This window comes from uncultured Alsobacter sp., from assembly GCF_945952055.1.
Classification (GTDB): domain Bacteria; phylum Pseudomonadota; class Alphaproteobacteria; order Rhizobiales; family Beijerinckiaceae; genus Alsobacter.
This window is the reverse complement of the sequence record NZ_CAMFHB010000012.1, coordinates 59,635-85,326: the sequence shown is the minus strand read 5'-3', so window position 1 is coordinate 85,326 and position 25,692 is coordinate 59,635. Positions and strand designations below refer to the sequence as shown.

Sequence of the window (25,692 nt, the reverse complement as noted above, 5' to 3'; positions counted from 1 at the left end):
CTCGACAGACGACGCCTGCACCACCGAGAATGGATGCTCGGGGAGAAAAGCGAGGGAGCAAATCGCCATGTGCCACGTCTGCGTGATCGAGAGCGTGAAGGCCCGCATGGACCGCAGGTCCTTCTTCAGGATCGCCGCCGCGGGGGCGGCCGCCGCGGCCGTGGCGCCGTCGGGCGCCGACGCGCAGGAGCGGACCCTGCGATACCGCCAGGTCGTGGATCTGACGCACACGCTGACGCCCGACTTCCCGACCTATTTCGGGACGCCGGCCTATGCGCGCGAGATGGCCTTCAGCTGGGCCAAGGACAAGTTCAACCTCTACAACCTCAGCTACGGCGAGCACGCCGGGACGCATTTCGACGCCCCGTTTCACTTCAGCGCGGACGGCCAGAGCGTCGACCAGATCCCTCTCGACAAGCTCGTGTGCCCGATCGCGGTGGTGGACGTCAGGTCCAAGGCCGCCGCCGACGCGGACTACCGCGTCACGCCGGACGACCTGAAGGCCTTCGAAGCGAAGAACGGCCGCATCCCGGACGGGGCCTGCGTCGCGATGCTGTCGGGATGGGATGCGCATCTGGGAACGGCGAAGTTCCGCGGCGAGGACGCCGCCAAGACGCTGCATTTCCCCGGCTTCCACCTGGAGGCCATCGACTTCCTCGCCAAGGAGCGCAACGTCGCGGGCATCGCGGTCGACACGCTGTCGCTCGACCACGGGCCGTCAAAGGACTTCGCCGTCCACTACGCCTGGCTCGGCTCGGGGCGCTATGGCATCGAGGCCGTGGCCAACCTGGCGGCCCTTCCGCCGACGGGAGCCACGCTGGTCGCCGGCGCGCCGAAGTTCAAAGGCAGCAGCGGCGGTCCCGGCCGCGTGATGGCCTTCGTGTGAGACATCGGTTTGCACTCCCTCTCCGCGTCCTGGCCGGGCTTGGCCCGGCCATCCACGACTGCGGATGGCCCCGGCAGAGTCGTCGATGCCCGGGCCAAGCCCGGGCATGACGGCTCAGAGAGAGCAGAGGGTGCTCAGCCGCGGGCGGCCATGATGCGCTGGACGCCGCTGAGCACGGCCTTGAGCGAGGCCATGACGATGTTGGGGTCGATCCCCACGCCGTGGAGCGTGCGGCCGGCCTCGTCCTCGAGCTTCACGTAGCAGGCGGCGGTGGCGTTCGCGCCGCGGCCCACCGCGTGCTCCTGGTAGTCGAGGAACGAGAAGCTGACGCCGTAGGTGCGCTGCAGGGCATCGACGAACGCATCGATCGGCCCGTTGCCCTCGCCCTCGATGGTCCGGATCGTGCCGTCCTGGAGGCGGATGTCCGCCGTCAGGGTCCGGCTGCCGACGGCGGTCGGGTAGGTCTTGTGCGACACGAGGGTCAGCGGCGCGTCGGTGAGCAGGTAGGTGGACTGGAACAGGGCCCAGAGCGCGGAGCTGGTCAGCTCCTTGCCGTCCTCGTCCATCTTCTCCTGCGCGATCTTGGAGAACTCGATCTGCAGCGGCCGCGGCAGGTCGAGGCCATGGTCGGCCTGCAGCACATAGGCCATGCCGCCCTTGCCCGACTGCGAGTTGATGCGGATCACCGCCTCGTAGTCACGCCCGACGTCCTTGGGGTCGATCGGAAGATAGGGCACCTGGAACAGCGGATCGTTGCGCTTGGTCAGCGCGTCGAAGCCCTTCTTGATGGCGTCCTGGTGCGAGCCGGAAAACGCCGTGTAGACGAGCTCGCCCACATAGGGATGGCGCTCATGGACCGGCAGTTGCGTGCAGTACTCCGACACGCGCCGGATCTCGTTGACGTCGCGCAGGTCGAGTTCCGGATCGACGCCCTGGGTGAACAGGTTCAGCGCCATCGTCACGATATCGACGTTGCCGGTGCGCTCGCCATTGCCGAACAGGGTGCCTTCGACACGGTCGGCGCCCGCCATCAAGGCGAGCTCCGCGGCGGCCACGGCCGTGCCGCGATCGTTGTGCGGATGGATCGACAGCAGCACGCAGTCGCGGTCGGAGATGTGCCGGCCGAACCACTCGAACTGGTCGGCATAGACGTTGGGCGTCGCCATCTCGACCGTCGCCGGCAGGTTCAGGATCAGCTTGTTCTGCGGCGTCGGCTTGATGACGGCCTTCACCGCCTCGCAGATCTCCAGCGCGTAGTCGAGCTCCGTGCCCGTGAAGCTTTCGGGCGAATACTCGAAGGTGAAGCGCGTCTCGGGCGCCTTCGCGGCCAGCGCCTTCACCTGCGCGGCCGCCTCGGTCGCGATCTTGATGATGCCCTGGCGATCGGACCGGAACACCACGTCCCGCTGCAGCGTCGACGTCGAGTTGTAGAAGTGCAGGATGACGTCCTTGGCCCCCTTCACCGCCTCGAACGTGCGCTCGATGAGTTCGGGCCGGCACTGCGTCAGCACCTGGATGGCGACGCCGTCGGGGATCATCCCGCCTTCGATGATCGAGCGAACGAAGTCGAAATCGGTCTGCGAAGCGGCCGGGAACGCCACCTCGATCTCCTTGAAGCCCATCCTCAGGAGCAGGTTGAACATGCGGGTCTTGCGCTCGACCCCCATCGGCTCGATCAGCGCCTGGTTGCCGTCGCGCAGGTCCACCGAGCACCAGATGGGAGCCTTGGTGAGGACGTTGGAGGGCCAGCGGCGGTCGGGCAGGTTGACGGGCGTATAGGCGCGGTACTTCGAAATCGGCATCGTGGACATGAATGAAACCCTTGTGCTGAGGCGGCATCAGGTCGGCGAGAGGCGCCCGACGAGCCGCAATGCGATGGACAAGCCTTGAACCCCGGCGCTCAGAGCGCCGGGCGGCTAAGTCGAAGGGTCAGATCCCAGAGGATGGTCCGAACTCGCATGGGCGCGACGTAACCACAGCCGGGCCGCGCGATCAATCCGCAAGTGGCCGGACAAGCGCAATCAGAGCCGCAAAGCGGTGCGGATCAGCAGGCCGACGACGCCGAGGGCCGCGACGCTGGCCGCCCACAGGCCGACGAACCAGGCCACGCGCTTCCACCAGGGGCCGGGCGCGGAAGGCCTAATGATAGCCCCCGCCGACATGCACCTTGCCGCGGAACACCCAGTAGGAATAGGCGGTGTAGGCCAGGATGAGCGGGATCAGCACGGCGGCGCCGGTCAGCAGGAAGGCGAGGCTCTCCGGCGGCGCGGCCGCCTCCCAGATCGTGACCGAGGTGGGGACGATGTAGGGATAGAAGCTGATGCCCAGCCCCGCATAGGACAGGACGAACAACGCCAGCGCCGCCAGGAAGGGCGCGAGTTCGCGCCTGGTCGCGAGCGATCGCAGCAGGACGAACGCCGCGGCCGCCACCAGCAGCGGCACCGGAAAGGTGAACACGGCCTGCGGCCAGGCAAACCACCGGTGCATGAAGGCCGGGTTCAGGAAGGGCGTCCACAGGCTCACGGCGGCGATGGCCAGCAGCGTCCCGACGCCCGTGAGGCGAGCGAAGCGGTAGGCCTTGTCCTGCAACGGGCCCTCCGTCTTGAAGACCAGCCAGGTGGCGCCCAGCAGCGCGAAGCCGACCACGAGCGCGACCCCGGTGAGCACGCTGAACGGCGTCAGCCAGTCCCACCATCCGCCCGCATAGGCGCGACCGCGGACCGGAATGCCCTGCACCAGCGCACCCAGGGCGATGCCCTGCGCGAAGGCGGCCAGCGTGGAGCCACCCGCGAAGGCCCAGTCCCAGAGGAACTGGCCGCGGCGGGTGCGCCAGCGGAACTCGAAGGCGACGCCGCGGAAGATCAGCCCCAGCAGCATGACGATGATCGGCACGTACAGGGCCGGCAGGATCACCGCGTAGGCGAGCGGGAACACGGCCAGGAGCCCGCCGCCGCCCAGCACCAGCCAGGTCTCGTTGCCGTCCCACACGGGCGCGACCGAGTTCATCATGTCGTCGCGCTGCGCCTCCTCCTCGACGAAGGGGAACAGGATCCCGACGCCGAGGTCGAAACCGTCGAGGACGACGTAGGCCAGCACGGCGAAGGCGATGAGGGCGGCCCAGACGAAGGCGAGATCGGTTTCCATCGCGGCCCCCTTCAGCGTACCGGAACCGTGTCCTGGGCGTCCATGGCGGGGGCGGGCATGATGCCGCTCGCGCGCATGGGATCGGCCGGCAGGTCGGGCTCGTTGCGGTGGGGCGGTCGCGACATCAGCCTCAGGATGTAGAAGGTGCCGCTGCCGAACAGCGCGAAATAGACCAGGACGAAGGCGACCAGCGAGGCGCCGACGGCCTCGGCCGCGACGGCCGAGACGGAGTCGGCGGTGCGCAGGAGGCCGTAGACCGTGTAGGGCTGCCGGCCCACCTCCGTGGTGATCCAGCCCGCGAGCACGGCGCCGAAGCCGGCCGGCCCCATGGCCACGGCCGCCCGGTGGAGCCACGGCGCGTCGTAGAGCCTGCGGCGCCAGCGCAGAACGAGGCTCCACAGGCCGATGGCGACCATCGCGAAGCCCAGCCCCACCATGACCCGGAAACTCCAGAACACGATCAGGGCGTTCGGGCGGTCCTGCGGGGGGAAGTCCTTGAGCCCGCGGATGGTGCCGTCCCAGGAATGGGTGAGGATGAGGCTGCCGAGCTTCGGGATCTCGAGGGCGTAGTCCGTGCGCTCCCTGGCCATGTCGGGGATGCCGAACAGGATGAGCGGGGCTCCCGCGCGGGTCTCGAAATGCCCCTCCATCGCCGCGATCTTCGCCGGCTGGTGTTCCAGGGTGTTGAGCCCGTGAAAATCCCCCGCCACGACCTGGATCGGCGCGACGATGGCGGCCATCCACATGGCCATCGAAAACATCGTGCGGGCGGCCTCGTTGCCGCGGTCGCGCAGCAGCTGGAAGGCTCCCACCGCGCCGACGACGAAGGCCGTGGTGAGGTAGGCGGCCAGCACCATGTGGACGAAACGGTAGGGAAACGACGGGTTGAAGATGACCTGCCACCAGTCGAGCACGATGAACTGTCCGGCCGCGTTCGTGCCGTAGCCCGCCGGCGTCTGCATCCAGCTGTTCACCGACAGGATCCAGAAGGCCGACATGGCCGTCCCGGCCGCGACCATGGTGGTGGCCAGCATGTGCAGCACGGGGCCAACCCGCTGCATGCCGAACAGCATCACGCCCAGGAAGCCGGCCTCCAGGAAGAAGGCCGAGAGCACCTCGTAGCCCATCAACGGGCCAAGGACCGGGCCGACCTTGTCCGAGAACACGCTCCAGTTCGTCCCGAACTGGTAGCTCATCACGATGCCGGAGACGACGCCCATGCCGAAGGCGATCGCGAAGATCTTCTTCCAGTAGGTGAAGAGGTCGAGATAGACGCTGCGCCCCGTCTTCAGCCAGAGGGCCTCCAGCACGAACAGATAGCTCGCCAGCCCGATCGAGAACGCGGGGAAGATGATGTGCGCGCTGATCGTGAAGGCGAACTGCCAGCGGGCCAGAAGAAGCGCATCCATGGCGGGGGAACCACGTGCTGACGGAAAGGTTGCCGGCGATCGTACAGGAGTGCGGTGGGGAAAGCAGCCTCGGTGACCCAGGCCCGCGACGATCGCTGCCCAGCCGCCCGCTCGCGCGACTTCACGACGTCCGGCCGACTGGCTAACGATAGGGGGCCCCGGCCCTCCCCCGCCGCCGGTCCGGAACTCCCATGTACCAGCCCACCAAGACCTCACGGCCGCTCGTCATCGCCTCGGTCATGACGACCATGTTCATGGTGGCGATCGAAGCCACCATCGTCTCGACCGCCATGCCGCGCATCGCGGCGGAACTCGGCGGGCTGGACATCTACAGCTGGGTGTTCTCGGCCTTCCTCCTGTCGCAGACGGCCATGACGGTGGTCTTCGGCAAGCTCGCCGACCAGTTCGGCCGCAAGCCGGTGATCCTGGCCGGCATCGGCATCTTCGTCCTGTTTTCCGCGCTGGCGGGTCTGGCCTGGTCCATGCCGTCGCTGATCGTGTTCCGGCTCCTGCAGGGCGTCGGCGCGGGCGCCATGCAGCCCGTGGCGATGACGCTGGTCGGCGATCTCTACCCGGCAGCCGAACGGGGCAAGGTGCAGGGCTACCTGGCGAGCGTATGGGCGACGTCGGCCATCGTCGGTCCCCTGGTCGGTGGCCTCATCACGAAGCACCTGACGTGGTCCTGGATCTTCTGGATCAACCTTCCAATCGGCGCCCTCGCGGCGCTGGGCTACCTGCTGTTCCTCAAGGAGGCCCCGCAGCGCGAGAAGCGCTCCATCGACGTCCTGGGGGCGGTCCTGTTCACGCTGGCGATCACTGCCCTGATGGCGTTCCTCGGTGCGGTGGGCACGGGCGGACCGGCGCTGGCCGCCTCGGCGGCGGCGTTCCTGGTGCTGGCCACGCTGTTCGTGCTGCAGGAGGGACGCGCTCCGGATCCGATGATCTCCTTCGCGCTCTGGCGAAGGCGCCCCCTCGCCGTCTCCAACACGGCCTGCCTGCTGGCCAACATGGCCCTGATGTGCCTCACGGCGTTCCTGCCGATGTACCTGCAGACCATTCAGCATCGCAGCGCCGTAACCGCCGGCTTCGCCCTGACCATGATGGTTCTGGGTTGGCCCGCGGGCGCCACCATCTCCGGGCGGATCTTCCCGAATTTCGGACTGAAGCCGGTGATCGTGGTCGGCAGCCTGTTCGTGCCCGTGGGCGCCAGCCTGTTCCTCCTGCTCGACAAGGACACCCCGGTCTGGCTGCCCGCAACGGGATCGCTGGTCATGGGCTTCGGCATGGGCCTTCTCAGCGTCTGCTGCATCGTGCTGGCGCAGGAGATCGTGGACCGGTCGCAACGCGGCGCGGCGACGGCCTCGAACGCCTTCTCGCGCAACCTGGGGAACACGGTGGGCGCCGCCGTGTTCGGCGCCGTCCTGAACCTCGGCCTCGCCCGCAACGGCTTCGCGGACGTCAGCTCCGAGCGGCTCAGGCAGTTGCTCGAACAGGGCCGCACCACCGACGCCGCGCTGGAAGGAGCGCTGGCCGGCGCCCTCCACCTCACCTTCGCGACGATGCTGGGCGTGTCGCTGCTGATCGTCGTCGCGGCATTCCTGCTTCCGGCAACGGACATCGGCCGCCGGCCGAGGGCTCCAAGCCAGCCCTACGCCCCCGCCCGGGGGCCCACGGAAGCGCCCAACGGCTGATTGGATCACCCGGCGGCGGCGCGACGTTGCGACATGGTTAAGCTTCCGTTGAGCGGAGGCGGATCCGAAACGCGGAAAATCGGCGGCACCGCTTAACGGCGCAGTATTCGTATCCGAGATCCGATCAGTTTTATTCAATGTCGTCGCTTGAGGACTGCGACGCGGGGGTGGTATCACCACGCTGCGACACGCAAGACGTCGCCGAATAGATCCTCCAGCCTTGCCGATCACGAGGCCGGAAACCGAAACCCGCCGCGCGGGACCGGAGCAACGTCGCACAGCAAAAAGTGTGTTCGACAGCAAAAGCCGTCGGAGGACGCAATGAAAGGCATTTGGCTGTTCATCATCGCCTGCGCCATCGGCGTCGGCTTGAACATACCTCTCCTCGTGAACAACGAGGAAATACTGATTTCGACGAGTTCACTGGAGAGCGGGTGGAAGACGCGTTGCGTCTACTACAAGCCCTTCGACGTGGTGACCGTCGACATTCCCCACTACCAAAGTTGCAGTCGCGTGCGCCAGGAGAACCCGGTCAAGCGCCCCGGCCAATTCTTCTGGGAGCAGAAAGCCTGAGGTCTCGTCAGCATGATGTCAGCGAGGATGCTACGAGCGCGACAGCTGAAATTTGCTCTTTGCGAAATCGGATACCGGATTCACTGAACAAGCAACATCATCATTGCCGATTTTGTCGGGAGCATTCGTCTTCCGTCATTTAATTCACGTTCGCCAGATGCAATTTGTTAAGACGATGGGCGCGTCATGACGGTATCGCACTCATAGGTAAGCCCGTCATGTCCGACTACAACCTGACAGAACGTCTTGCGTATATCGGCCTCGACGCCAAAGCAGTGAACGCTCTGCGCGCGAGTCAGCCCGTTATCGATAAGGAAATTTCCGGAGTCCTGGACGAGGTCTATACGCAGATCCGATCCAACTCCAAGACGAAGAGCCTGTTTTCCGACAGCTCGCGCATGGATTGGGCCAAGACCAAGCAGGTCGAGCACTGGAACCGCATCGCTCAGGGAGACTTCGGCGAACACTATGCGAGTGCCGTGACGACGGTCGGAAAGGTGCACGCCCGCGTCGGGCTGGAGCCTCGATACTACATCGGCTCCTACGCCCTGATCGTGGAACGCCTGATCGGCAAGATCGTCGAGAAGAGCTGGCCGAAGACCTTCATGGGCAAGCCGGCGCAGGGCCTGGAAAGCCTGAAGGGGCAGATCGCCGGCGTCGTGAAGGCGGCGCTGCTGGACATGGACCTCGCGATCTCCGTCTACATCGACTCGTCCGAGGAGATGCGCAAGGCGGCGGAAGCCAAGGCGCTCGAAGCCGAGCGCCGCGCCGCGGACATCCGCGAGTCCGCGCTGCAGCAGATCGGCGATGCGCTGTCGGGGCTCGCCGAGGGCGACCTGACCCGCAGGCTCACGGGCGAACTGCCGGACGAGTTCGGCAAGCTCGGCTCCGACTTCGACGTCGCGGCGGAGCACCTCAGCGACTTCGCGCTCCAGATCAAGGCGATCTCGGCGGAGACCTCGAACTCGGCCCGCGAGATCATGGCCGGGTCGCAGGACCTGTCCAACCGCACCGAGCAGCAGGCCTCCGCGCTCGAGGAAACCGCGGCGACGACGGAAGAGCTCGCCGCGTCGGTGAAAAGCTCCGCCCAGGCCTCACGCCAGGCCGTGTCCTACGCCGACGAGGCCCGCGCGGTCGCCGAGGAGGGCGGCAAGATCGTCGGCCAGGCGGTCGACGCCATGGCGCGCATCGAGCAGGCCTCGGCGAAGATCACCGAGATCACCTCGGTCATCGACGAGATCGCCTTCCAGACCAACCTCCTCGCCCTCAATGCGGCCGTCGAGGCCGCACGGGCCGGCGATGCCGGCAAGGGCTTCGCCGTGGTGGCCGCCGAGGTGCGGACCCTCGCCCAGAGGTCCTCGGAAGCCGCCAAGGACATCGGCGGCCTCATCTCGACCTCGACGGTGGAGATCGGCCAGGGCGTGAAGCTGGTCCGCGAGGCCGGCAGCACGCTGGTCCGGATCGTGGACGCCTCGACCAAGGTGCTCGGCACCGTGAGCGAAATCTCGACGGCGACGGCCGAGCAGGCCAACGGCATCGACGAGATGGCCCAGGCGGTCGCCCACATGGACGAGATGACCCAGCAGAACGCCGCGATGGCGGAGGAAAGTGCCGCCGCCTCGTCGCAGCTCTCCCAGCAGGTCCAGCGGCTCCACCAGCAGGTCGAGCGGTTCCGGACACACGAGGGGCACGTGGTCTCCCATGCGGACGACCACGCAGCGACCGGCGCCGGAAACGAACCGGCCCGGCTGCGCAAGCTGGCCGCCGCCGCCTTCACCCCGGCGAAGTCCGGCGCCAAGCAGCCGCTGGCGAAGAAGCCCGCCCCGGCGCCCGCCAGGGCCGCAGCACCCGCGGCGGCCCCTCGAAAGGCAGTCGGCAGCGACTGGAGCGAGTTCTAGACGTCCTCTCCTCGGCAGGACTCCTCCCGAAGGGGCGGGCCTCGTGCCCGCCCCTGACCATTTGGTACCGACGCACGTCACAGCGCGGCCCAACCGTTCGTGCTAGTCATCCCCATGACCTGCAGGAGAACCGCCATGGCCCATGACGCCCTCGAGCTACGCACGCTGATTTCCGCGGAAGGCGAGCTCCGCATCACCCTGGAGCCCGTCACGATCGCCGATCCCGGCGCGGGCGAGATCGTGGTCCGGGTCGAGGCGGCCCCCATCAATCCGTCCGACCTGGGCCTTCTTCTGGGCCCGGCCGATCCGTCGACGCTCGCCGCAGCCGGATCGGCTCTCGTGGCGCGCGTGTCTCCCGCTGGGCTTTCCGCGGTGCAGGGGCGCGTCGGACAGGCGATGCCGGCCGGGAACGAGGGTGCCGGCACGGTGATCGCGGCGGCCCCGGACGTCGCTCACCTCGTCGGCCGCAAGGTGGGCATGATCGGCGGCGGCATGTACGCGACGCTGCGCAAGATCGCGGCCCGCGACTGCATCGTCCTGCCCGAGGGCATCGGGGCCGCCGAGGGCGCAGCCCTGTTCGTCAACCCGCTCACGGCGCTGGGCTTCGTCGAGACCATGCGGATGGACGGGCACAAGGCCATCGTCCACACGGCGGCGGCCTCGAACCTCGGCCAGATGCTGGTTCTCATCTGCAAGGCCGACGGCATCCCGCTCGTCAACGTGGTGCGCAACCAGGCCCAGGTGGACCTGCTGCGCGGGCTGGGCGCCGAGCACGTCGTCGACAGCAGCCGGCCCGATTTCGACGCGAGCCTCGCGGCGGCTCTGGCCGCCACGGGCGCCACGCTCGCCTTCGACGCGATCGGCGGCGGGGACATGGCGAGCCGCATTCTCAACGCCATGGAGGCCGTCGCGGTCCGGTCGCTTCCCACCTACAGCCGCTACGGATCCACCGTGGCCAAGCAGGTCTACATCTACGGCGCGCTCGACATGAGCCCGCTGGTCCTGCGCCGCGGCTTCGGGTTCACCTGGAACGTCGGGGGCTGGCTGCTCTTCAACTTCCTGCAGAAGGCCGGCCGGGACGTGGCGGCCCGCATGCGCCAGCGCGTCGTCGACGAGATCCGCACGACCTTCGCCAGCCGCTACACGCGGACGGTGGGCCTCGCCGACATGCTGAAGCCCGACGTCATGGCCGCGGCCAACAGGAAGAGCACCGGCGAGAAGATCCTGGTCGATCCCAGCGCCTAGAGCATCATCCCACCAGGTGGATGCCGGTTGGTGGAAAAAGATGATGCTCAACCAGGACCCTGGAGCGGACGACCTGACGCAGTCAGGTCTGTTTCCGCTCCAGAAGACTCTCAGCCGGTCTTCACCCGGCCCATGCGGTTCAGCACCTCGCGCGGAATGCCGTAGGCCTTCACCACGGCATCCCAGTGCCGGAGTCCGCACAACTCGCGCTGAATCATGAACGCCCAGGCCTTTTCGGCCGCCGCGTCGAGCAAGGCGGCGCGGCGGGCCGGATCCGGCGCGCCGGCGGCGTCGAAGGCCTTCAGGCGCGCCACGGCCGTCTCGACCTGGGTGCCGATGCTGCCGAGCGACTCGGCCTTGAGCTGGGCGATTTCGGTGTCGAGGACGTTCGCCCCGGTCTCTCGACGGGACGAGGAGGCGACACCCTGTGGCATGCGAAGCGTCATGGGACCAATGTGGGGCGGCGGAGCCGGACTGGCCAGCCCCTCCCCCCTCAGGCGGCCTTCGCGATGCCGCCGCCCGCGCGGTCCGTGTTGTCGAACACCGTGACGCGGGCGGAAGGCGCCGGCCAGTGCGGACACATGAGCCACAGGCGGAAAAGGTGGCGCCGCCGCTCGGGCTCCGGCCAGTCCTCGTAGTCCGTGCGACCGTGAATGATCGTCCGGTCATTGAGGAACTGCATGTCGCCGGGCTGGAACTCCATGTCGAGGTAGACGCCGTCGCGGGCGGTCACGCCTTCAAAGAAGGAGAGGGCCTCGGCGACTCGCGCATCGAGGGTGCCGCCGTTCTGCTGGGCGCCGCTGCGGATGAGCTCCGGGATGAAATTGCAGTGGAGCTGTCCGTCGGCGTCGGTGGTGAACACGGGCAGCCTCGGGCTCAGCGCCGGACTGTCGCCGCGGTCCGCGGCCGGCCTGTAGAAGGGAAGGCCCTGGACAAGCGGCTCCAGCAGGTCCGGGCGCTCGGCGAGAAACGTGTTCCAGACCGTGGCCGAGGACGCGATGCGGCTCAGTCCGCCGGTCTTGGCATTGCGCAGACAGAACAGACCCACCACGTCGGGCGGATCGCGGTGCATGCTGATGAGCCCGCCGCGCCGGTAGGGGCGCTCGTTGCCCGGCTCGCGTCGGTCAAAGACGTCGCCGAGATAGTCGCCGCGGTGGCTCTGGGACACCGAGACGCCGAGATGGGCGCCGATCCCCATGAAGATCTGCCGCAGCGTGTCCTCGGGATAGCGCGTGACGTCGATGCCCTTGATCAGGACGAAGCCGCGGCCGGCGCGCAGGACCTGGTCCATGGCCGCGAGGTCCGGGCCGAGGACAGGAAGCGGAAAGTCGGCGCGGCCGATGTCGGAGAGCGCGAGGCCGCGCAGGGACATGACCGTCACCGCCCGGTCGATCTCGTCGAGATGGGCGGGCGTCAGGGCGAACTCCCAGCCTTGCCGCGGGCCGAACGCGTCGCCGCGCCAGGCGAGCGGCGCGGAAACCGGCCTTCGCGCCGAAACAACCGTGTCAGCCATCGTTTCCCCCTTGGTCGTGTTTACGGGAAGGATGTCCGATGGCCGTGGCGGGGACAAGAACCGGGCCGGGCATGCCCGTCCTGCGCCCAGCAACGGTCTCCCCGGCGGCCTTGGCGAGGGCGCGGGGTCCGTCTACTGATGCCGGCACGTCTCACCGGGGAAAGGACACGCCATGGTCACGCAGTCGGACGGGAAGGTCGCGGTGGTCACCGCGGGAGGAAGCGGCATGGGCGCGGCCTGCGCCAGGCGCCTGGCCGCGGATGGCTTCCAGATCGCCGTGCTGTCGTCCTCGGGCAAGGGCGAGGCCCTTGCCGGCGAACTCGGCGGCCTCGGCGTCACCGGATCCAACCAATCGAACGACGACCTCAAGCGCCTCGTGGACGCCGTCATGGCGAAGTGGGGCCGCATGGACGTCCTCGTCAACAGCGCCGGACACGGTCCCCGCGCGCCCATCCTCGAGATCACGGACGAGGACTGGCACCGCGGCATGGAGGTCTATTTCCTGAACGTGGCCCGGGCCGCGCGGCTGGTCGCGCCGGTGATGGCCGCCCGGAAGGGCGGCACCATCATCAACATCTCGACCGCCTGGATGTTCGAGCCGAGCCCGATGTTCCCGACCTCGGCGGTCTTCCGCGCCGGGCTGGCGGCCTACACCAAGCTCTTCGCCGACACGTTCGCGGCCAGCAACGTGCGCATGAACAACGTGCTGCCGGGCTGGATCGACAGCCTGCCGGCCACCGAGGAGCGCCGCAGCAGCGTTCCGATGGGGCGCTACGGCACCAGCGAGGAGATCGCGGCAACGGTGTCCTTCCTGGCCTCCGACGGGGCGGGCTACATCACCGGCCAGAACATCCGGGTGGACGGCGGCCTGATGCGCTCGATCTGAGCCTGGATGGGTGAATTGCCGGACTGCCCGCCCCCCAGGGATGCGTGCTAGGAGGGCGCCATGGTGACGCTGGCCCAAATCCTGACCGTCGGCGCCCTGCTGATCGTGCCGGGCCCGACGAACATCCTCCTCGCCGCCAGCGGTGCGGCGGGCGGCGCGCGGGCCGGCCTGCCCCTCGGGGTGGCAGCGGCGACGGGCTATCTCGTCGCGGTCACCCTCCTGACCGCAGTAGCGGGCCCTGCCCTCACCGGTCATCCGCTGCTGCCTCTGCTGCTCAAGGCCGCGGCGACGGTGTGGCTGCTGGTCTGCGCGGTGCGTCTCTGGCGCAACCCGTCCACTCTCTCGGCCTCGCCCGGCCGTGTCGGAGCGGCGGCGATTTTCCTCACCACGCTGCTCAACCCGAAGGCCCTCGTTTTTGCCCTCGCCCTCGCTCCCGCCGATGCAGCGGAACTGCCCGGATTTCTGGCCGCCCTCGCCACCCTCACGGTGATGGCCTGCATGGCCTGGGCCGGCCTGGGGTCGCTCGCCGCCCGGGGCCTCGCGGGACGGGTGACGGTGGACGGCCTCAACAAGGGCGGCGCCGTGGTGCTGACCGGATTCGCGGCCGCCCTGGGCGTATCCGCCCTGGGCTGACGTCGGCAGCGCCGTCACGGCGGTGGACGGCTTGCCGACTTCGCCCCGCCGTGCACTCTGGCGCGAAGATCGGCGGGGATTCTCGGCAGGAGCGGCACGCGTGGAAGGACAGAACGTCGTCATCGTCGGGGGCGCCTCGGGCCTGGGCCTGGCCACGGCGCGCCTGATGCTCCGCCGCGGGGCGAGCGGCATCGGCCTGATCGACCGCAACGCCGACGCCCTCACGAGCGCCGCCGCGACGCTGGCCGGCGGCGGGGCCACGGTCGCGACGGCCGTGGCCGACATCGTCAGGCGGGAGACCGCCCATGCCGGATTCGAGGCCGTGGCCGCCACGCTGGGGCGCGTCCACGCCCTCGTGAACAGCGCCGCCATCTACCCCCGCCGGCCGATCCTCGAGATCACGGACGAGGAGTGGGACCTCGAGAACGCCATCAACGTGAAGGGCACCTATCACATGATGGTCGCCGCGGTGCTGCACATGCGCCGCTTCGTGGAGCCGCCGAAGGTCACCGGCCGCATCGTCAACGTGACCTCCGTCGACGCCTTCAAGGCCCACCCGCAGAACGCGCACTACGCCGCCACCAAGGCCGCCGTGGTGAGCCTGACCAAGTCCTTCGCCCAGGAATGCGCCAAGGACCAGATCCTGGTGAACTCGGTCGCCCCGGCGGGCTTTGCGACCGATCGCGCCAAGGAACTCGGCTTCCTGCCGGAACTGGCCAAGGCGAGCGCGCTGGGACGGGCGGCCGAACCCGACGAGATGGCCGAGTGGATCGTGATGATGGCGTCGAGCCGGAATACCTACGCGACGGGCGAGAACGTCGTGGTGAGCGGAGGCTACATCTATGTCTGAGACGGGAGCCGCGGCACTCAAGACCGTGCTGGTGACGGGGGCGACGAGCGGGATCGGCGAAGCGACCGTCCGATCCCTGCGGGCCGGCGGGTACAAGGTCTATGCGCTCGGCCGCAACGTCGGCGCCCTCGACGCCCTGGCGGCGGACACGGGCGCGCTGCCGGTGGTGGCGGACGTGTGCGACACCGACGCGGTCCTCGCCGGGCTGGCAGGGGCCGACATCGACGTCCTCGTCAACAATGCCGGCGTGCTGCCGGCGCGGGTCCCGTTCCAGGAGCTCGAGCCGGCCGCCATTGACGCCATGCTCGACGTGAACCTGAAGGCGCCGATCCAGCTCACCCGGGCCCTCCTGCCGGGCATGATCTCCCGGCGACGGGGCCACCTGATCTATATCGGGTCGAGCGCGGGCCAGGCCGCCTTCCCCGCCATGAGCGTCTACGGCACCGGCAAGGCCGGGCTCAGCATGTTCTGCGACAACCTGCGGCTCGACCTTCTGGGCACCGGCCTGCGCGTCAGCGAGATCGCGCCCGGCCGCGTCCAGACGAAGCTCTACCGCACCGCGCTGGACGCCAAGGGCCTGTTCGAGTTCTACGACGGCTATCGGCCGCTTACGCCCGAGGACGTCGCAGCGGCCATCGCCCACGTGATCGCCCTGCCCGCCCATGTCGACGTCGCTCGGCTGGAGCTCTTCCCGACCGACCAGGCCAGTGGCGGCGGCCTGATGGTGAAGGATCCGGGCTGACCCAAGCTCGACCAAAAGTTGCTGGATTATCTTTGTCATCCAATAGGTTGACCAAACCGCCTGAATCAATCTCACAAGCGGCGACCATAGCCAGCGAACACAGAAATTGAGACTCGAAGTTGCAGCTTTTACAATGCGTTAACCATGTTCGTTAACCTCGCGGCTCAGGTCAGCCCAGGCTCACGAGGCCCGTGCCGGCAATCGCCAGGCCGGCGCCCAGCCAGGCGGTCAGGGCCGGCCTGACACCGGTCCGCAGCCACACCATGGGCAGGATCGCGATGGGGGCCATCGAGGACAGGGTCGAGACGATGCCCACCTGCCCGGTCGCCAGCGCGGCCATCAGCAGCGACATCCCGAGCACCGTGCCGAACAACGAGGCCGTGACCGCCCATCCCAGGTCGCGCACGCGGAACGGAGCCGGGTCGCGGGCGAAGGGGAACGCGGCGAGCAGAAGGAAGAACGCGGCCGCCAGGCCCGACCGGACCGCCATGGCCGTGAAGGGTTCCACGCCTGCCGCCATCGCGGGTCGGGCGAACAGGTTGCCCAGCGCCTGCCCGAGGGCGGTGGCGACGCCGAGCGCGAGGCCAGCCCGGCTGGGGCGGAAGGACGGGCCGCCGGAGGTCCGCGCCGGCGCCAGCGCCAGGACGACGCCGCCCAGCACGCAGGCGACCCCGAGCCCCTGGACCGGCCGGATCGTCTCGCCCAGGAACAGGTAGCCAAGCCCGAGGGCGAACGGCGAGGTCACGGAGAAGAGCAGCGCCGTGACCCGCGGCCCGGCCGAATAGATCGCAGCGTAATACGTCGTGCTCGCGAGCATGATGCCGAACAGGCTCGATCCCGCCAGCAGCAGGACCTCCCGCTGCCCCAGGCCCCGCCAGCCACCGAGCGCGACCGACAAGGCGGCCGTCATGAGGAAGGCCGCGGTCAGCTGCCAGCGCGCCAGCCGCAGGAGCGCGATGCGGCCCTTCAGTTCGCCCACCACCATGGCGCTGAGCGCCACGCAGCAGGCCGAGGCGACGGCGAGAAGTTCGGAGAGGAACACGGGAGGGGGGGCGCCCTGACGACGTTTCGGCGTCCGACTTGTGTCCCACACCAGCCTGGCCTGCAAGGGCGGGTGGGTCAGAACTCGTCCCATCCTCCGGCCGCGGCGGCCCGGCGTGGCGCCGCGGCGGAGGCGCCTGCCTCGGCGGGCTTGCGCTCGAAAGCCTGCGCCGCGAGCTTCTGCAGGCGCGCCGGTGCCCCCGGCGCCGGCGCGGACTGGCCACGCCGCGGGGTGTCGCGGGCTTCGATCCTGAAAGCCGCGACGAGACCGGCGAGCCGGTCGATCTGGCCGGCCAGGGCCTGCGCCGAGGCCGTGCTCTCCTCGGCCAGCGCGGCGTTCTGCTGGGTCATCTGATCCATGTGCGCCACGGCCTGGCTCATCTCGTCGATGCCGTTGGCCTGCTCGGCGGATGCCGAGGAGATTTCGGCGACGGTGCTGGAGACCCGCTCGGCCGCCTCCACGATGCGCCCGAGCGTCTGGCCGGCGGCCCGCACGAGGCCGACGCCGGACGTGACCTCGCGTGTCGAGGTGCCGATGAGGCCGCCGATGTCCTTGGCCGCTTCGCTGGATCGCTGGGCCAGCGTGCGCACCTCCGCGGCGACCACCGCGAACCCCTTGCCGGCCTCGCCGGCACGAGCCGCCTCGACGGCGGCGTTCAGGGCCAGCAGATTGGTCTGGAAGGCGATCTCCTCGATGACGGAGGTGATGTCGCCGATCTTCGAGGAGGTCTGTTCGATGCGGGCCATCGCCTCGATGGCCTGGGCGACCACGTCGCCACCTTCGCGGGCCACCGCGTTGGCGACGGCGGCGTGTTCCACCACCTGGCGCGACGAGGCCGCCGTCGCCTTGACGGAGGCTGCCAGCTCTTCGGTCGTCGCCGCCGTCTGCTCGAGCGCGGACGCTTGCTGTTCCGTGCGGCCCGCGAGATCCTGCGAGCCGACCTCGATCTCCCGCGCGGCTCCGGTCACGTCGGCCGTGGTCTCCTGGATGACGCGCACCGTGTCGGCCAGCCGCGCGATCGTCGTGTTGGCGGCCGTCTTGAGCTCGTCGAACCGACCGCTGAAGGTCGAGCGGACCGGACGCGTGAGGTCGCCCTCGGCGACGCTCGCCAGCACCGCCGCCAGCTCGCCCGTCGCCTCGTCGACCACCCGGTTGATGGCGTTGATGCCGCCCATGAGGTCGCGCAGCTCCGGCTCGGCCCGCTCGATGTCGAGCCTGGCCGTGAAATCGCCGTCGGCGGCCCGGGCGACGACCTCGCCCACCTCGGCATTGAGCCGGGCCATGGCCGCGCGACGGGCTTCCTCCTGCACCGCGGCGGCCCGCCGCCGCATGTCCTCGGCCTCGATGGCGTTCACCTTGAACACCTCCACCGCGCCGGCCATGGCTCCGATTTCGTCCTCGTTGGCCCGGTACGGCACGTCGACGGAGGTGTCACCTCCCGCAAGGCGCCGCATGACGCCGGAGAGGCCGTTCACCGGACCGCTGACGCGGCGCACGACGATCCGGCTCGCATAGGCCCCGATGCCGATGCCCACCAGCACGATCAGCGCGCTGACGAGAAGAGACCGGACGCCCGCGGCCGATCCGGCGGACACCTCGGCTGCGGCTTCGGCCGCGTTGTAGGCAATGGTCTTCTCCAACGCCTCGACGGCCCTGTTGAAGGAGGCCAGGCTGCCATGGACGAAGCTGTCCTTGGCGGCGTCGAGCTTGCCGGCGGCACGCAGCGCCATCATGGCCTCGTCGATGGCGAGGTAGTCGCTCCAGGCCCGCTGAAACTGGTCCCACAGGACCTGCTCGTCGGCCGAGGACACGAGCTTGCGGTAACTGCCGGTCGCCACCGTCATGTCGGCGAGAAGCGCGACGCGATCCTTGACCAGGGCCGCCTGTTCCGCCGCATCGTCCGTCAGGAGCGAGCGGGCCGAGTACACGCGATAGCGCGTCGCCTGGTACTTGATCGTCCCGAGATCGCGGATGGACGGCAGGATGTGCGAGGCAAGCTCGGACTGCCCGGCGGCCAGCTGTCGAAGCTCCAGCAAGGTCACGCCCCCCTGCATGACGAGAAAGCCGGTGAGGACGGCAAGGATCGTGAAGAGGGTGCGACGAAGGGATAGCTTGGACATCGTATTCGCAAAGCTCGTTTTCTACGGAAGGCAAGGCACGAACGACATTTGCAGAGCAATTCTGTAATTTTCGGTAGCGATGACAGAAAATCGAATGTGTAGAACTACCGACACGGCCTCTAGACAAAAGACGAATACGCTTCAGCACAAGCGCACCCCGGGGGCGCCAGGCCATGCGTTGCACTGAAGGCGGTTGCCCGGAATTCGGGCGCCCAAATCGCTTCCGGCGTGCTTAAGATGGCGGCCGCCGGTGCGCCCCAAGACGTCGCCGGCGCGGGAGACAAAGCACGTCCGTGCCCAAGGAGCATCGATGACCACGCATGAGCAGGCCCTCGACAGGGTCAACACCCATTCACGCCCGTCGGACCTGCGGATCACCGACATCCGGTTCGCCGACATTGTGGGCGCGCCGTTCACGTCCTCGCTGATGAAGATCTACACCAACCAGGGGATCGTCGGCCTCGGCGAGGTCCGCGACGGCGCGAGCAAGACCTTCGCGCTGATGCTGAAGAGCCGCCTCCTGGGCGAGAACCCGTGCGACGTGGACCGCCTGTTCCGCCGCATCAAGCAGTTCGGCGGCCACGGCCGGCAGGGCGGCGGCGTCTCGGCGGTCGAGATCGCGCTGTGGGACCTGGCCGGAAAGGCCTACGGCGTGCCGATCTACCAGATGTTGGGCGGCCGTTTCCGCGACACGGTGCGGATGTACAGCGACACAGACGCCCAGTTCCCCAGCGGCACGGAGACCGGCCAGCGCCTGAAGCGGCGCATGGACATGGGCTTCACCTTCCTGAAGATGGACCTCGGCCTCGGCCAGATCATGCACGAGAAGGGCACCGTGAACGCACCGTCCGGCGTTCTGGACCTCTACCGGGACAATCCGCACCATCGCGGTCATCCGAAGGCGCTCGACGAGCGGCGCAAGGCCAACGCCATCTACGACGTCCACAACGTGATGCACCCCTTCACCGGGCTGCACTTCACCGAGAAGGGCCTCGACATGATGGAGCAGTACCTCGCCGAGGTGCGCGCCGTGATCGGCGACGAGGTGCCGCTCGCCATCGACCACCTGGGCCACATCGCGCTGTCCGACGGCATCCGGCTCGCCCAGCGCATCGAGAAGTACAACGTCGCCTGGCTCGAGGACGTGCTGCCCTGGCAGTACACCGACCAGTACGCCCAGCTCGCCCGCAGCACCGCGGTCCCGATCTGCACGGGCGAGGACATCTACCTGAAGGAGGACTTCGGTCCGCTGCTCAAGAGCGGCATCGCGGTCATCCACCCCGACCTGCTGACCACCGGCGGCATCCTGGAGACCAAGAAGATCGGCGACCTCGCCCAGGAGCACGGCGTGGCCATGGCCATCCACATGGCCGAAAGCCCCATCGCGGCGATGGCGGCCGCCCACGTCGCGACGGCCACCGAGAACTTCCTCGCCCTCGAGCAGCACGCGGTCGACGTCGACTGGTGGGACGACATCGCCGTCGGCCTGCCGATCAGCTCGCGCCAGGGCTTCATCCACGTGCCGGACAAGCCGGGGCTGGGCATCGACGACCTGAACGACGAGGTGCTGCGGGCTCACCTGCAGCCGGGCGTGAAGGACATCTGGGAGCCGACGGACTCGTGGGACGACGAGTATTCCTGGGACCGCACCTGGAGCTGATGTCGCGCCCGCCCGCTCTGCCCCCCGAGACGGGCCCCTATCCCTCCACGCGTCCTGCCCGGGCTTGGCCCGGGCATCCACGACTTTGCCGGGGCCATCCTGAAGTCGTGGATGGCCGGGCCAAGCCCGGCCAAGACGGTGGAGAGGTTGGCTCCTCGGGGGGCCAAGCAGGGCGCGCCACGCCAGTCACGGCACACACCCTTTGAGGCAACCCATGAATCTCGCACTCTCCGGACACCGCGTCCTCGTCACCGCGGGCGCCAACGGCATCGGGCTCGCCATCGCCCGGGCCTTCCTCGCGGAGGGCGCGCGGGTGCATGTCTGCGACGTCGACGAGGCCGCCCTCGCCCGGCTGGCGCAGAGCGATCCCGTCATCACCCGCTCCCGCGCCGACGTCTCGAACCGCGAGGACGTCGCCAGCCTGTTCCGCGAGGCCATTGGCGCGCTGGGCGGGCTCGACTGCCTGGTCAACAACGCCGGCATCGCGGGACCGGCGGGGCGCGTCGACGAGATCGCGCCCGAGGACTGGGACCGCTGCGTCGCCATCGACCTGACGGGCCAGTTCAACTGCGCGCGGCTGGCCGTGCCGCACCTCAAGGCGTCGTCCAACGCCTCGATCTTCAACCTGTCGTCCCAGGCCGGGAAGCACGGTTTCCCGCAGCGCTCGCCCTATGCGGCGGCGAAATGGGGGGTCATCGGCTTCACCAAGGCGCTCGCGGCCGAGCTCGGCGAGTTCGGCATCCGGGCCAACGCCATCTGTCCCGGGCTCGTCGAGGGGCCGCGCATCCAGGGCGTCATCGCCGACAAGGCCCGCGCCCTCAACATCTCGCACGAGGCCATGACCGAGCGGTCGTTCGCGGCGGTCTCGATCAAGCGCTTCGTCGATCCCAACGACATCGCCCGCCACATCGTGTTCCTGGCCTCGCCCTTCGGGCGCACGACATCCGGCCAGGAGATCTCGGTGTGCGGCGACACCCGCATGCTCGCCTGAGACGCGCCATGAAAATCAGCCACGTCGAGAGCTTCCTGTTCGATCCGGGCAGCACCCGCAATCTCCTCTTTCTGCGCATCGAGACGGACGAAGGGCACCACGGCTGGGGCGAGGCCTATGTCACGGCCGAGATCGAGAAGGCGGTCGACGAGATCCTGCGCGGCATCGCCCCGCACCTGATCGGCCGCAATCCCTTCGCGATCCGCCATACGGGCCAGGTGCTGTTCGACGACTTCGTCATCCGGCGCTCGTCGGTCGGGTTCCTGTCCGCCTGGAGCGCCATCGAGATGGCGCTGTGGGACATCGTGGGCAAGGCCGCCGGACAGCCGGTCTACAACCTGCTCGGCGGGCCGTCGCGCGAGCGCATCAAGGTCTATGCGAACGGCTGGGGCGACGCGCCCGGCACCATCGACGACAACATCGGCCGGGCCCAGGCCGTCGTCGCGAAGGGCTACAGGGCGCTGAAGTTCGATCCGCTGCCCGGCCCCTGGCGCACCTTCATCCATCGCGAGGACGAGGACTTCGCCGTCGACTACGTCCGACGCATGCGCGAGGCGCTCGGGCCCGCGATCGAGATCCAGCTCGACATCCACCGGCGGCTCTCGCCGACCCACGCCATCCGCCTCGCCCGCCGCCTCGAAGCCTTCGACGTGGCGATCTTCGAGGAGCCCTGCCTCGCCGATAACATCGAGCTCGTCGCGCAGGTGCGCCGCGCCATCGACATCCCCGTGGTGACCGGCGAAACGCTCTACACCCGCGAGGACTTCCAGCGCGCCCTGCAGGCCAAGGCGGCGGACTACTTCAACCCGGACATCTGCGCCGTGGGCGGCATCACCGGCATGCTCGACATCGCCGTCCTGTCGCAGCCCCACGCGGTGGGCATCGCGCCCCACAACAACAACAGCACGCTGGCGGGCCTGGCGGCCACCGTCCACGCCTGCGCGGTGATGCCGAATTTCGTCATCGCCGAGTGCTTCGTGAACCGGCTCGACGTGTGCGAGGACATCGCCCTGGCGTCGATCCGCGTGGACGAGGGGTGGATCGACCTGCCGACGGCCCCGGGGCTCGGCATCGACATCGACGTCGCACGGCTGCGCGCCAGGCCCCACCGCCAGTTCCCCCGCAAGGGCCTGCGCCACCACTGGCAGGAGTTCCCGCGCCGCGGCTACGCCATCCCGGCCGTGCTGCAGGGCGCAGCGCAGAAGGAGAGCGAGGAACCACAGGGGGGCCAGCTCCCGTGACGGCTCCATAGCGTCGCGGTCTGGCAGCGGACGAGACAAACTCTTGGACGCCCATCGGATGCGATCCTAGACCTCGCTGGCATGGGACGCCGCGCGTCCCTGCGCACCAGGGAGGATCCGATGGCGCCGCTCCGCCTGTCCGTCGCCATCGGCGACTACGACCGCAACCGGCCGCTCATCGACGGACGCATCCGCATCGACGGCGTCGATCCGGTGGTGATGACGCTGGAGCCCGAGGAGATCTTTTTCCGCGCCTTCCGGCACGCCGAGTTCGACGTCTGCGAGATGTCGCTGTCCAGCTTCACGGTGAAGACGTCGCGCGGCGATTGCCCCTATGTCGGGGTGCCGGCCTTCGTCTCGCGGGCCTTCCGCCACACCTCCATCGTCGTGCGGACGGACCGCGGCATCCAGGGGCCCGCCGACCTCAAGGGCAAGCGCATCGGCCTGCCGGAGTACCAGCTGACGGCCTGCGTGTGGGCCCGCATGATCCTCGAGGAACACGGGGTGAAGGCCTCCGACGTGACCTGGGTGCGCGGCGGCATCGAGACGCCCGGGCGCCCGGAGAAGATCCCGCTGCAGCTGCCCCCGGACATCCGCGTCGAGGTGGCGCCCGAGACCCAGTCGCTCAACGCCCTGCTGGCGGCCGGAGAGATCGACGGGTTCCTGGGCCCCCGCACGCCGTCCTGCTTCGACCAGGGTCATCCGCAGTTGCGCTGGCTGTTCGAGGACCCCACCGCCGCGGCCGAGGACTGGTTCCGTCGCACGCGCATCTTCCCGATCATGCACGTCATCGGGGTCCGTCGCACGATCGTCGAGGCCAATCCCTGGCTGCCCGCGGCCCTTCTGAAGGCGTTCGAGCAGTCCAAGGCCGCGGCCCTCGTGCGGCTGTCGGACACCTCGGCCACGAAGGTCACCCTGCCGTTCATCGAGGAGCAGCTCGCCGCCGCCCGGCGGCTCATGGGGCAGGACTACTGGTCCTACGGCGTGCCGGCCAACCGGCACACGCTCGAGGCCTTCCTGGACGCCCACCATCGGCAGGGCCTGTCGGCCCGGCGCGTGGCCGTCGACGAACTCTTCCCCGCCTCGACGCTCGAGGCGACCGTCGTCTGACCGTCAGGCGACCGGCTCGTCGGCGTCGGCCGCGAGGTCGCCGAGTGCCTCCCGCAGGCGCCGGCACGCCGCGTCGAGCACCTCGGCGATCGCCTCCTCGTTGCGGAACGGCGGGCGGCGGGCGAGCCGGACCAGATACAGCGTGCGGCGGATCGACGGGTCGACAACCCGGCGCGCCACGAGCGTCCCGGCCCGCAGCTCCTCGAGCGCGGACCCGTAGGGCATGAAGGTCGCCGCCTTGCCGCGCAGCGCCATCGACTTCATGAGCGAGATCGACTGGGCCTCGTAGGCCACTTTCATGGCCAGCCCCCTGCGGTCGCCCTCCGCCTGCACCAGGCGGCGCACCGGATCCTTCTCGCCCGCCTGCACCAGGTCGTGCCCCAGGGCCTCCGCCAGCGTGATCGTCGGCGCGGTCGGTTCGCCGCCCGGGCGGCTCATGAACAGGACCTCCTCCGCGAGCACGGGGCGCCTCAGGAAGGCGGGGCGGTCCGGCACATCGTAGGCCAGGGCGAGGTCGATGTCCTCACGCTCGAGGGCCTCCACCAGTGCGAAGCTCAACTCCTCCACCAGGCTGATGAAGACGTGCGGCATGGTCTCGCGGGCATCGATGAGCAGGTCGGAGCCGACCTGGTTCATGATGCTGGGCGTGAGGCCCAGCACGACGGTCTCGCGCGAGGCCTCGCCGAGCGCCATCACCTCTCGCCGCGTCTCCTCGACCGACTGGAGGATCGCCTGGGCCTTGTCGTAGAGCAGGCGGCCGGCATCCGTCGCGGTCACGCCACGCGAATGGCGCACCAGGAGCGGCACGCCGAGATCCTGCTCCAGCTGGCGGATCTGCAGGCCCAGGGCGGGCTGGGCCACATAGAGCTGCTCGGAGGCCCGGGTGATGTTGCCGACCTCGATCACCTTGATGAAATAGCGCAGCTGTCGAAGATTCAGGGATGCCTCCCGACGCATGCAGCCGCGGCCGTGGCCGCGGCTGATCCTCTGTTCCGTGAGCCTATCAGACTTCGCGTGCGGGACGGCAACCGCCCCGCGCGTGCCGGCTCAGGAGCGGGGCGGAATCTGGATGAGCTCTTTCAGCTGGTCGGGCGTGAGAGGCGCGGGAATGGCCTTGAACTGCACGGCGTCGCGCATCACGAGGTCCATGCCCTTCATCTCGTCGGGATCGATGAGGGACTTCGGGAAGAACTCCTCGCGGATCCGCTTGGCGTAGACCTCGGTCGTCTTGGCGAAGTCGGCATACTGGGTCAGCGCGGCCGGATTGGAGTACATCCAGTCGATCGTCTCGCGATACGCCTTCATGAAGCGCGTCAGTTGCTCCTTCTTGCCCTGCAGCGCCTGCACGTTGGTGATGAGCGTGCGGATACTCTGGTTGCGGATCTCGGGAAGATCGTTGGCGCGCGCGATGATCCTGATCTTTCCCTCCTCCAGGGCGTCGAAGCCGAAGGGTGGCGAGGACCAGCCCACGTCGATCTGGCCGGACATCACCTGAGTGAACGTCGCCGGCGGGCTGCCGGTCGCCACCGGCTTGGCCTTCAGCCCGTAAGCCGCGAGGAACCCGAGCACGACGCTCTGGGTGGAGGAGCCGTTGGTCGAGAACGCCAGCGTGGTGTTGGCGTCGGCGTCCTTGATCGACTTGAGCTTGGAGTCGGCGCGCGCGTACCAGAAGTCGGCCGCGCCGGTCGCCTGTGCGCCGAGGATGCGCACCGGAGCCCCCTTCGAGAAGGCGCCCAGCACGCCCAGCGTGCCGGCCGCGACGCCGACATCGACGCTGTTCGACAGCACCGCCTGCTGCGTCTCCCCGCCGCCAGCCGTCCAGAGGATCTCCAGCTTCAGGCCGTGCTTGGGGAAGATCCCCGAGCGCATGCCCATTTCCACGACCGCGGTGTCCCAGTTTCCGCGCTGGCCCGCGGCGACCTTGAGGACGTCCTGCGCGCTGGCCGATCCGAGCGCGGCCGCGACCATGGCGCCGGCCACGAGCCCCGTGGCCGCGCGGCGGGTGAAGGCGTGTGTCATGGGTGTCCTCCCTGTGGACGGTTGGGTGTCGGATCCGTT

23 protein-coding genes are annotated in these 25,692 nt (G+C 68.8%); 13 read left to right on the top strand and 10 right to left on the bottom strand.

What is annotated here, in order from left to right; all coding sequences use genetic code 11:
• Positions 1-67: 67 nt before the first annotated feature.
• Positions 68-886, top strand: a complete 819-nt coding sequence (locus tag Q0Q47_RS11570) for a cyclase family protein (protein WP_293859187.1) — start codon at positions 68-70, stop codon at positions 884-886.
• Between the two features lie 134 nt (positions 887-1,020).
• Here the strand turns inward: Q0Q47_RS11570 and leuA are convergent, their stop codons facing one another.
• The 4 genes from leuA to Q0Q47_RS11550 all read right to left on the bottom strand — a co-directional run bounded on the left by leuA (position 1,021) and on the right by Q0Q47_RS11550 (position 5,439).
• Positions 1,021-2,688 (bottom strand): 2-isopropylmalate synthase, encoded by a 1,668-nt coding sequence (leuA, locus tag Q0Q47_RS11565; RefSeq protein WP_293859353.1) that lies wholly within the window; start codon positions 2,686-2,688, stop codon positions 1,021-1,023.
• Between the two features lie 219 nt (positions 2,689-2,907).
• Positions 2,908-3,048, bottom strand: coding sequence for a DUF2474 domain-containing protein (locus Q0Q47_RS11560; protein WP_293859185.1), 141 nt, complete (start codon positions 3,046-3,048; stop codon positions 2,908-2,910).
• Complete coding sequence (gene cydB, locus Q0Q47_RS11555; protein WP_293859182.1) at positions 3,026-4,030, bottom strand: cytochrome d ubiquinol oxidase subunit II; 1,005 nt, start codon at positions 4,028-4,030, stop codon at positions 3,026-3,028. The genes Q0Q47_RS11560 and cydB overlap by 23 nt, the downstream gene beginning before the upstream one ends.
• A gap of 11 nt (positions 4,031-4,041) precedes the next feature.
• Positions 4,042-5,439, bottom strand: a complete 1,398-nt coding sequence (locus Q0Q47_RS11550) for a cytochrome ubiquinol oxidase subunit I (protein WP_293859180.1) — start codon at positions 5,437-5,439, stop codon at positions 4,042-4,044.
• Between the two features lie 191 nt (positions 5,440-5,630).
• Between Q0Q47_RS11550 and Q0Q47_RS11545 the strand changes: the two genes are divergently transcribed.
• The 4 genes from Q0Q47_RS11545 to Q0Q47_RS11530 all read left to right on the top strand — a co-directional run bounded on the left by Q0Q47_RS11545 (position 5,631) and on the right by Q0Q47_RS11530 (position 10,846).
• On the top strand, positions 5,631-7,130 hold the full coding sequence (locus Q0Q47_RS11545; protein ID WP_293859177.1) for an MDR family MFS transporter: 1,500 nt from the start codon (positions 5,631-5,633) through the stop codon (positions 7,128-7,130).
• A gap of 321 nt (positions 7,131-7,451) precedes the next feature.
• Positions 7,452-7,703: a hypothetical protein gene (locus Q0Q47_RS11540; RefSeq protein WP_293859174.1), complete on the top strand. Its 252-nt coding sequence runs from the start codon at positions 7,452-7,454 to the stop codon at positions 7,701-7,703.
• Between the two features lie 218 nt (positions 7,704-7,921).
• On the top strand, positions 7,922-9,601 hold the full coding sequence (locus Q0Q47_RS11535) for a globin-coupled sensor protein (protein ID WP_293859171.1): 1,680 nt from the start codon (positions 7,922-7,924) through the stop codon (positions 9,599-9,601).
• Between the two features lie 135 nt (positions 9,602-9,736).
• Positions 9,737-10,846: a zinc-binding dehydrogenase gene (locus tag Q0Q47_RS11530; RefSeq protein WP_293859167.1), complete on the top strand. Its 1,110-nt coding sequence runs from the start codon at positions 9,737-9,739 to the stop codon at positions 10,844-10,846.
• A 110-nt stretch (positions 10,847-10,956) separates the two neighbouring features.
• On the opposite strand, the gene Q0Q47_RS11525 is transcribed toward Q0Q47_RS11530, so the two are convergent.
• The gene (locus Q0Q47_RS11525) at positions 10,957-11,280 is read right to left on the bottom strand and encodes a DUF6665 family protein (RefSeq protein WP_293859164.1); all 324 of its coding nucleotides are present in this window, start codon (positions 11,278-11,280) and stop codon (positions 10,957-10,959) included.
• 59 nt (positions 11,281-11,339) lie between these two features.
• Positions 11,340-12,359 (bottom strand): TauD/TfdA family dioxygenase, encoded by a 1,020-nt coding sequence (locus Q0Q47_RS11520; RefSeq protein WP_293859161.1) that lies wholly within the window; start codon positions 12,357-12,359, stop codon positions 11,340-11,342.
• 172 nt (positions 12,360-12,531) lie between these two features.
• Here Q0Q47_RS11520 and Q0Q47_RS11515 point away from each other — a divergent pair, with 172 nt between their 5' ends.
• The 4 genes from Q0Q47_RS11515 to Q0Q47_RS11500 all read left to right on the top strand — a co-directional run bounded on the left by Q0Q47_RS11515 (position 12,532) and on the right by Q0Q47_RS11500 (position 15,470).
• Complete coding sequence (locus tag Q0Q47_RS11515; RefSeq protein WP_293859158.1) at positions 12,532-13,245, top strand: SDR family oxidoreductase; 714 nt, start codon at positions 12,532-12,534, stop codon at positions 13,243-13,245.
• A gap of 60 nt (positions 13,246-13,305) precedes the next feature.
• Positions 13,306-13,878 carry a LysE family transporter gene (locus tag Q0Q47_RS11510; RefSeq protein WP_293859155.1) on the top strand — a complete coding sequence of 191 codons (573 nt, stop codon included), beginning with the start codon at positions 13,306-13,308 and terminating at the stop codon, positions 13,876-13,878.
• A 100-nt stretch (positions 13,879-13,978) separates the two neighbouring features.
• Positions 13,979-14,728 (top strand): SDR family NAD(P)-dependent oxidoreductase, encoded by a 750-nt coding sequence (locus tag Q0Q47_RS11505; protein ID WP_293859152.1) that lies wholly within the window; start codon positions 13,979-13,981, stop codon positions 14,726-14,728.
• Positions 14,721-15,470, top strand: a complete 750-nt coding sequence (locus Q0Q47_RS11500) for an SDR family oxidoreductase (protein ID WP_293859149.1) — start codon at positions 14,721-14,723, stop codon at positions 15,468-15,470. The genes Q0Q47_RS11505 and Q0Q47_RS11500 overlap by 8 nt, the downstream gene beginning before the upstream one ends.
• A 169-nt stretch (positions 15,471-15,639) precedes the next feature.
• Here the strand turns inward: Q0Q47_RS11500 and Q0Q47_RS11495 are convergent, their stop codons facing one another.
• Positions 15,640-16,512, bottom strand: coding sequence for a DMT family transporter (locus Q0Q47_RS11495; protein ID WP_293859146.1), 873 nt, complete (start codon positions 16,510-16,512; stop codon positions 15,640-15,642).
• 77 nt (positions 16,513-16,589) lie between these two features.
• Positions 16,590-18,632, bottom strand: coding sequence for a methyl-accepting chemotaxis protein (locus Q0Q47_RS11490; protein WP_293859143.1), 2,043 nt, complete (start codon positions 18,630-18,632; stop codon positions 16,590-16,592).
• A 310-nt stretch (positions 18,633-18,942) separates the two neighbouring features.
• On the opposite strand from Q0Q47_RS11490, the gene Q0Q47_RS11485 reads away from it, so the two are divergent.
• The 4 genes from Q0Q47_RS11485 (at position 18,943) to Q0Q47_RS11470 (ending at position 23,634) form a co-directional block, all read left to right on the top strand.
• Positions 18,943-20,292, top strand: a complete 1,350-nt coding sequence (locus Q0Q47_RS11485) for a mandelate racemase/muconate lactonizing enzyme family protein (protein ID WP_293859140.1) — start codon at positions 18,943-18,945, stop codon at positions 20,290-20,292.
• A gap of 214 nt (positions 20,293-20,506) precedes the next feature.
• Positions 20,507-21,283, top strand: coding sequence for an SDR family oxidoreductase (locus tag Q0Q47_RS11480; protein ID WP_293859137.1), 777 nt, complete (start codon positions 20,507-20,509; stop codon positions 21,281-21,283).
• Between the two features lie 8 nt (positions 21,284-21,291).
• Positions 21,292-22,524, top strand: a complete 1,233-nt coding sequence (locus Q0Q47_RS11475; RefSeq protein WP_293859134.1) for a mandelate racemase/muconate lactonizing enzyme family protein — start codon at positions 21,292-21,294, stop codon at positions 22,522-22,524.
• Positions 22,525-22,644: 120 nt separating this feature from the next.
• Entirely contained in the window at positions 22,645-23,634 is a 990-nt protein-coding gene (locus tag Q0Q47_RS11470; protein WP_293859131.1) for an ABC transporter substrate-binding protein, read from the top strand.
• Positions 23,635-23,637: 3 nt separating this feature from the next.
• On the opposite strand, the gene Q0Q47_RS11465 is transcribed toward Q0Q47_RS11470, so the two are convergent.
• Positions 23,638-24,591: a LysR family transcriptional regulator gene (locus Q0Q47_RS11465; protein ID WP_293859128.1), complete on the bottom strand. Its 954-nt coding sequence runs from the start codon at positions 24,589-24,591 to the stop codon at positions 23,638-23,640.
• Between the two features lie 90 nt (positions 24,592-24,681).
• Positions 24,682-25,653, bottom strand: a complete 972-nt coding sequence (locus Q0Q47_RS11460; RefSeq protein WP_293859125.1) for an ABC transporter substrate-binding protein — start codon at positions 25,651-25,653, stop codon at positions 24,682-24,684.
• Between the last annotated feature and the right edge of the window lie 39 nt (positions 25,654-25,692).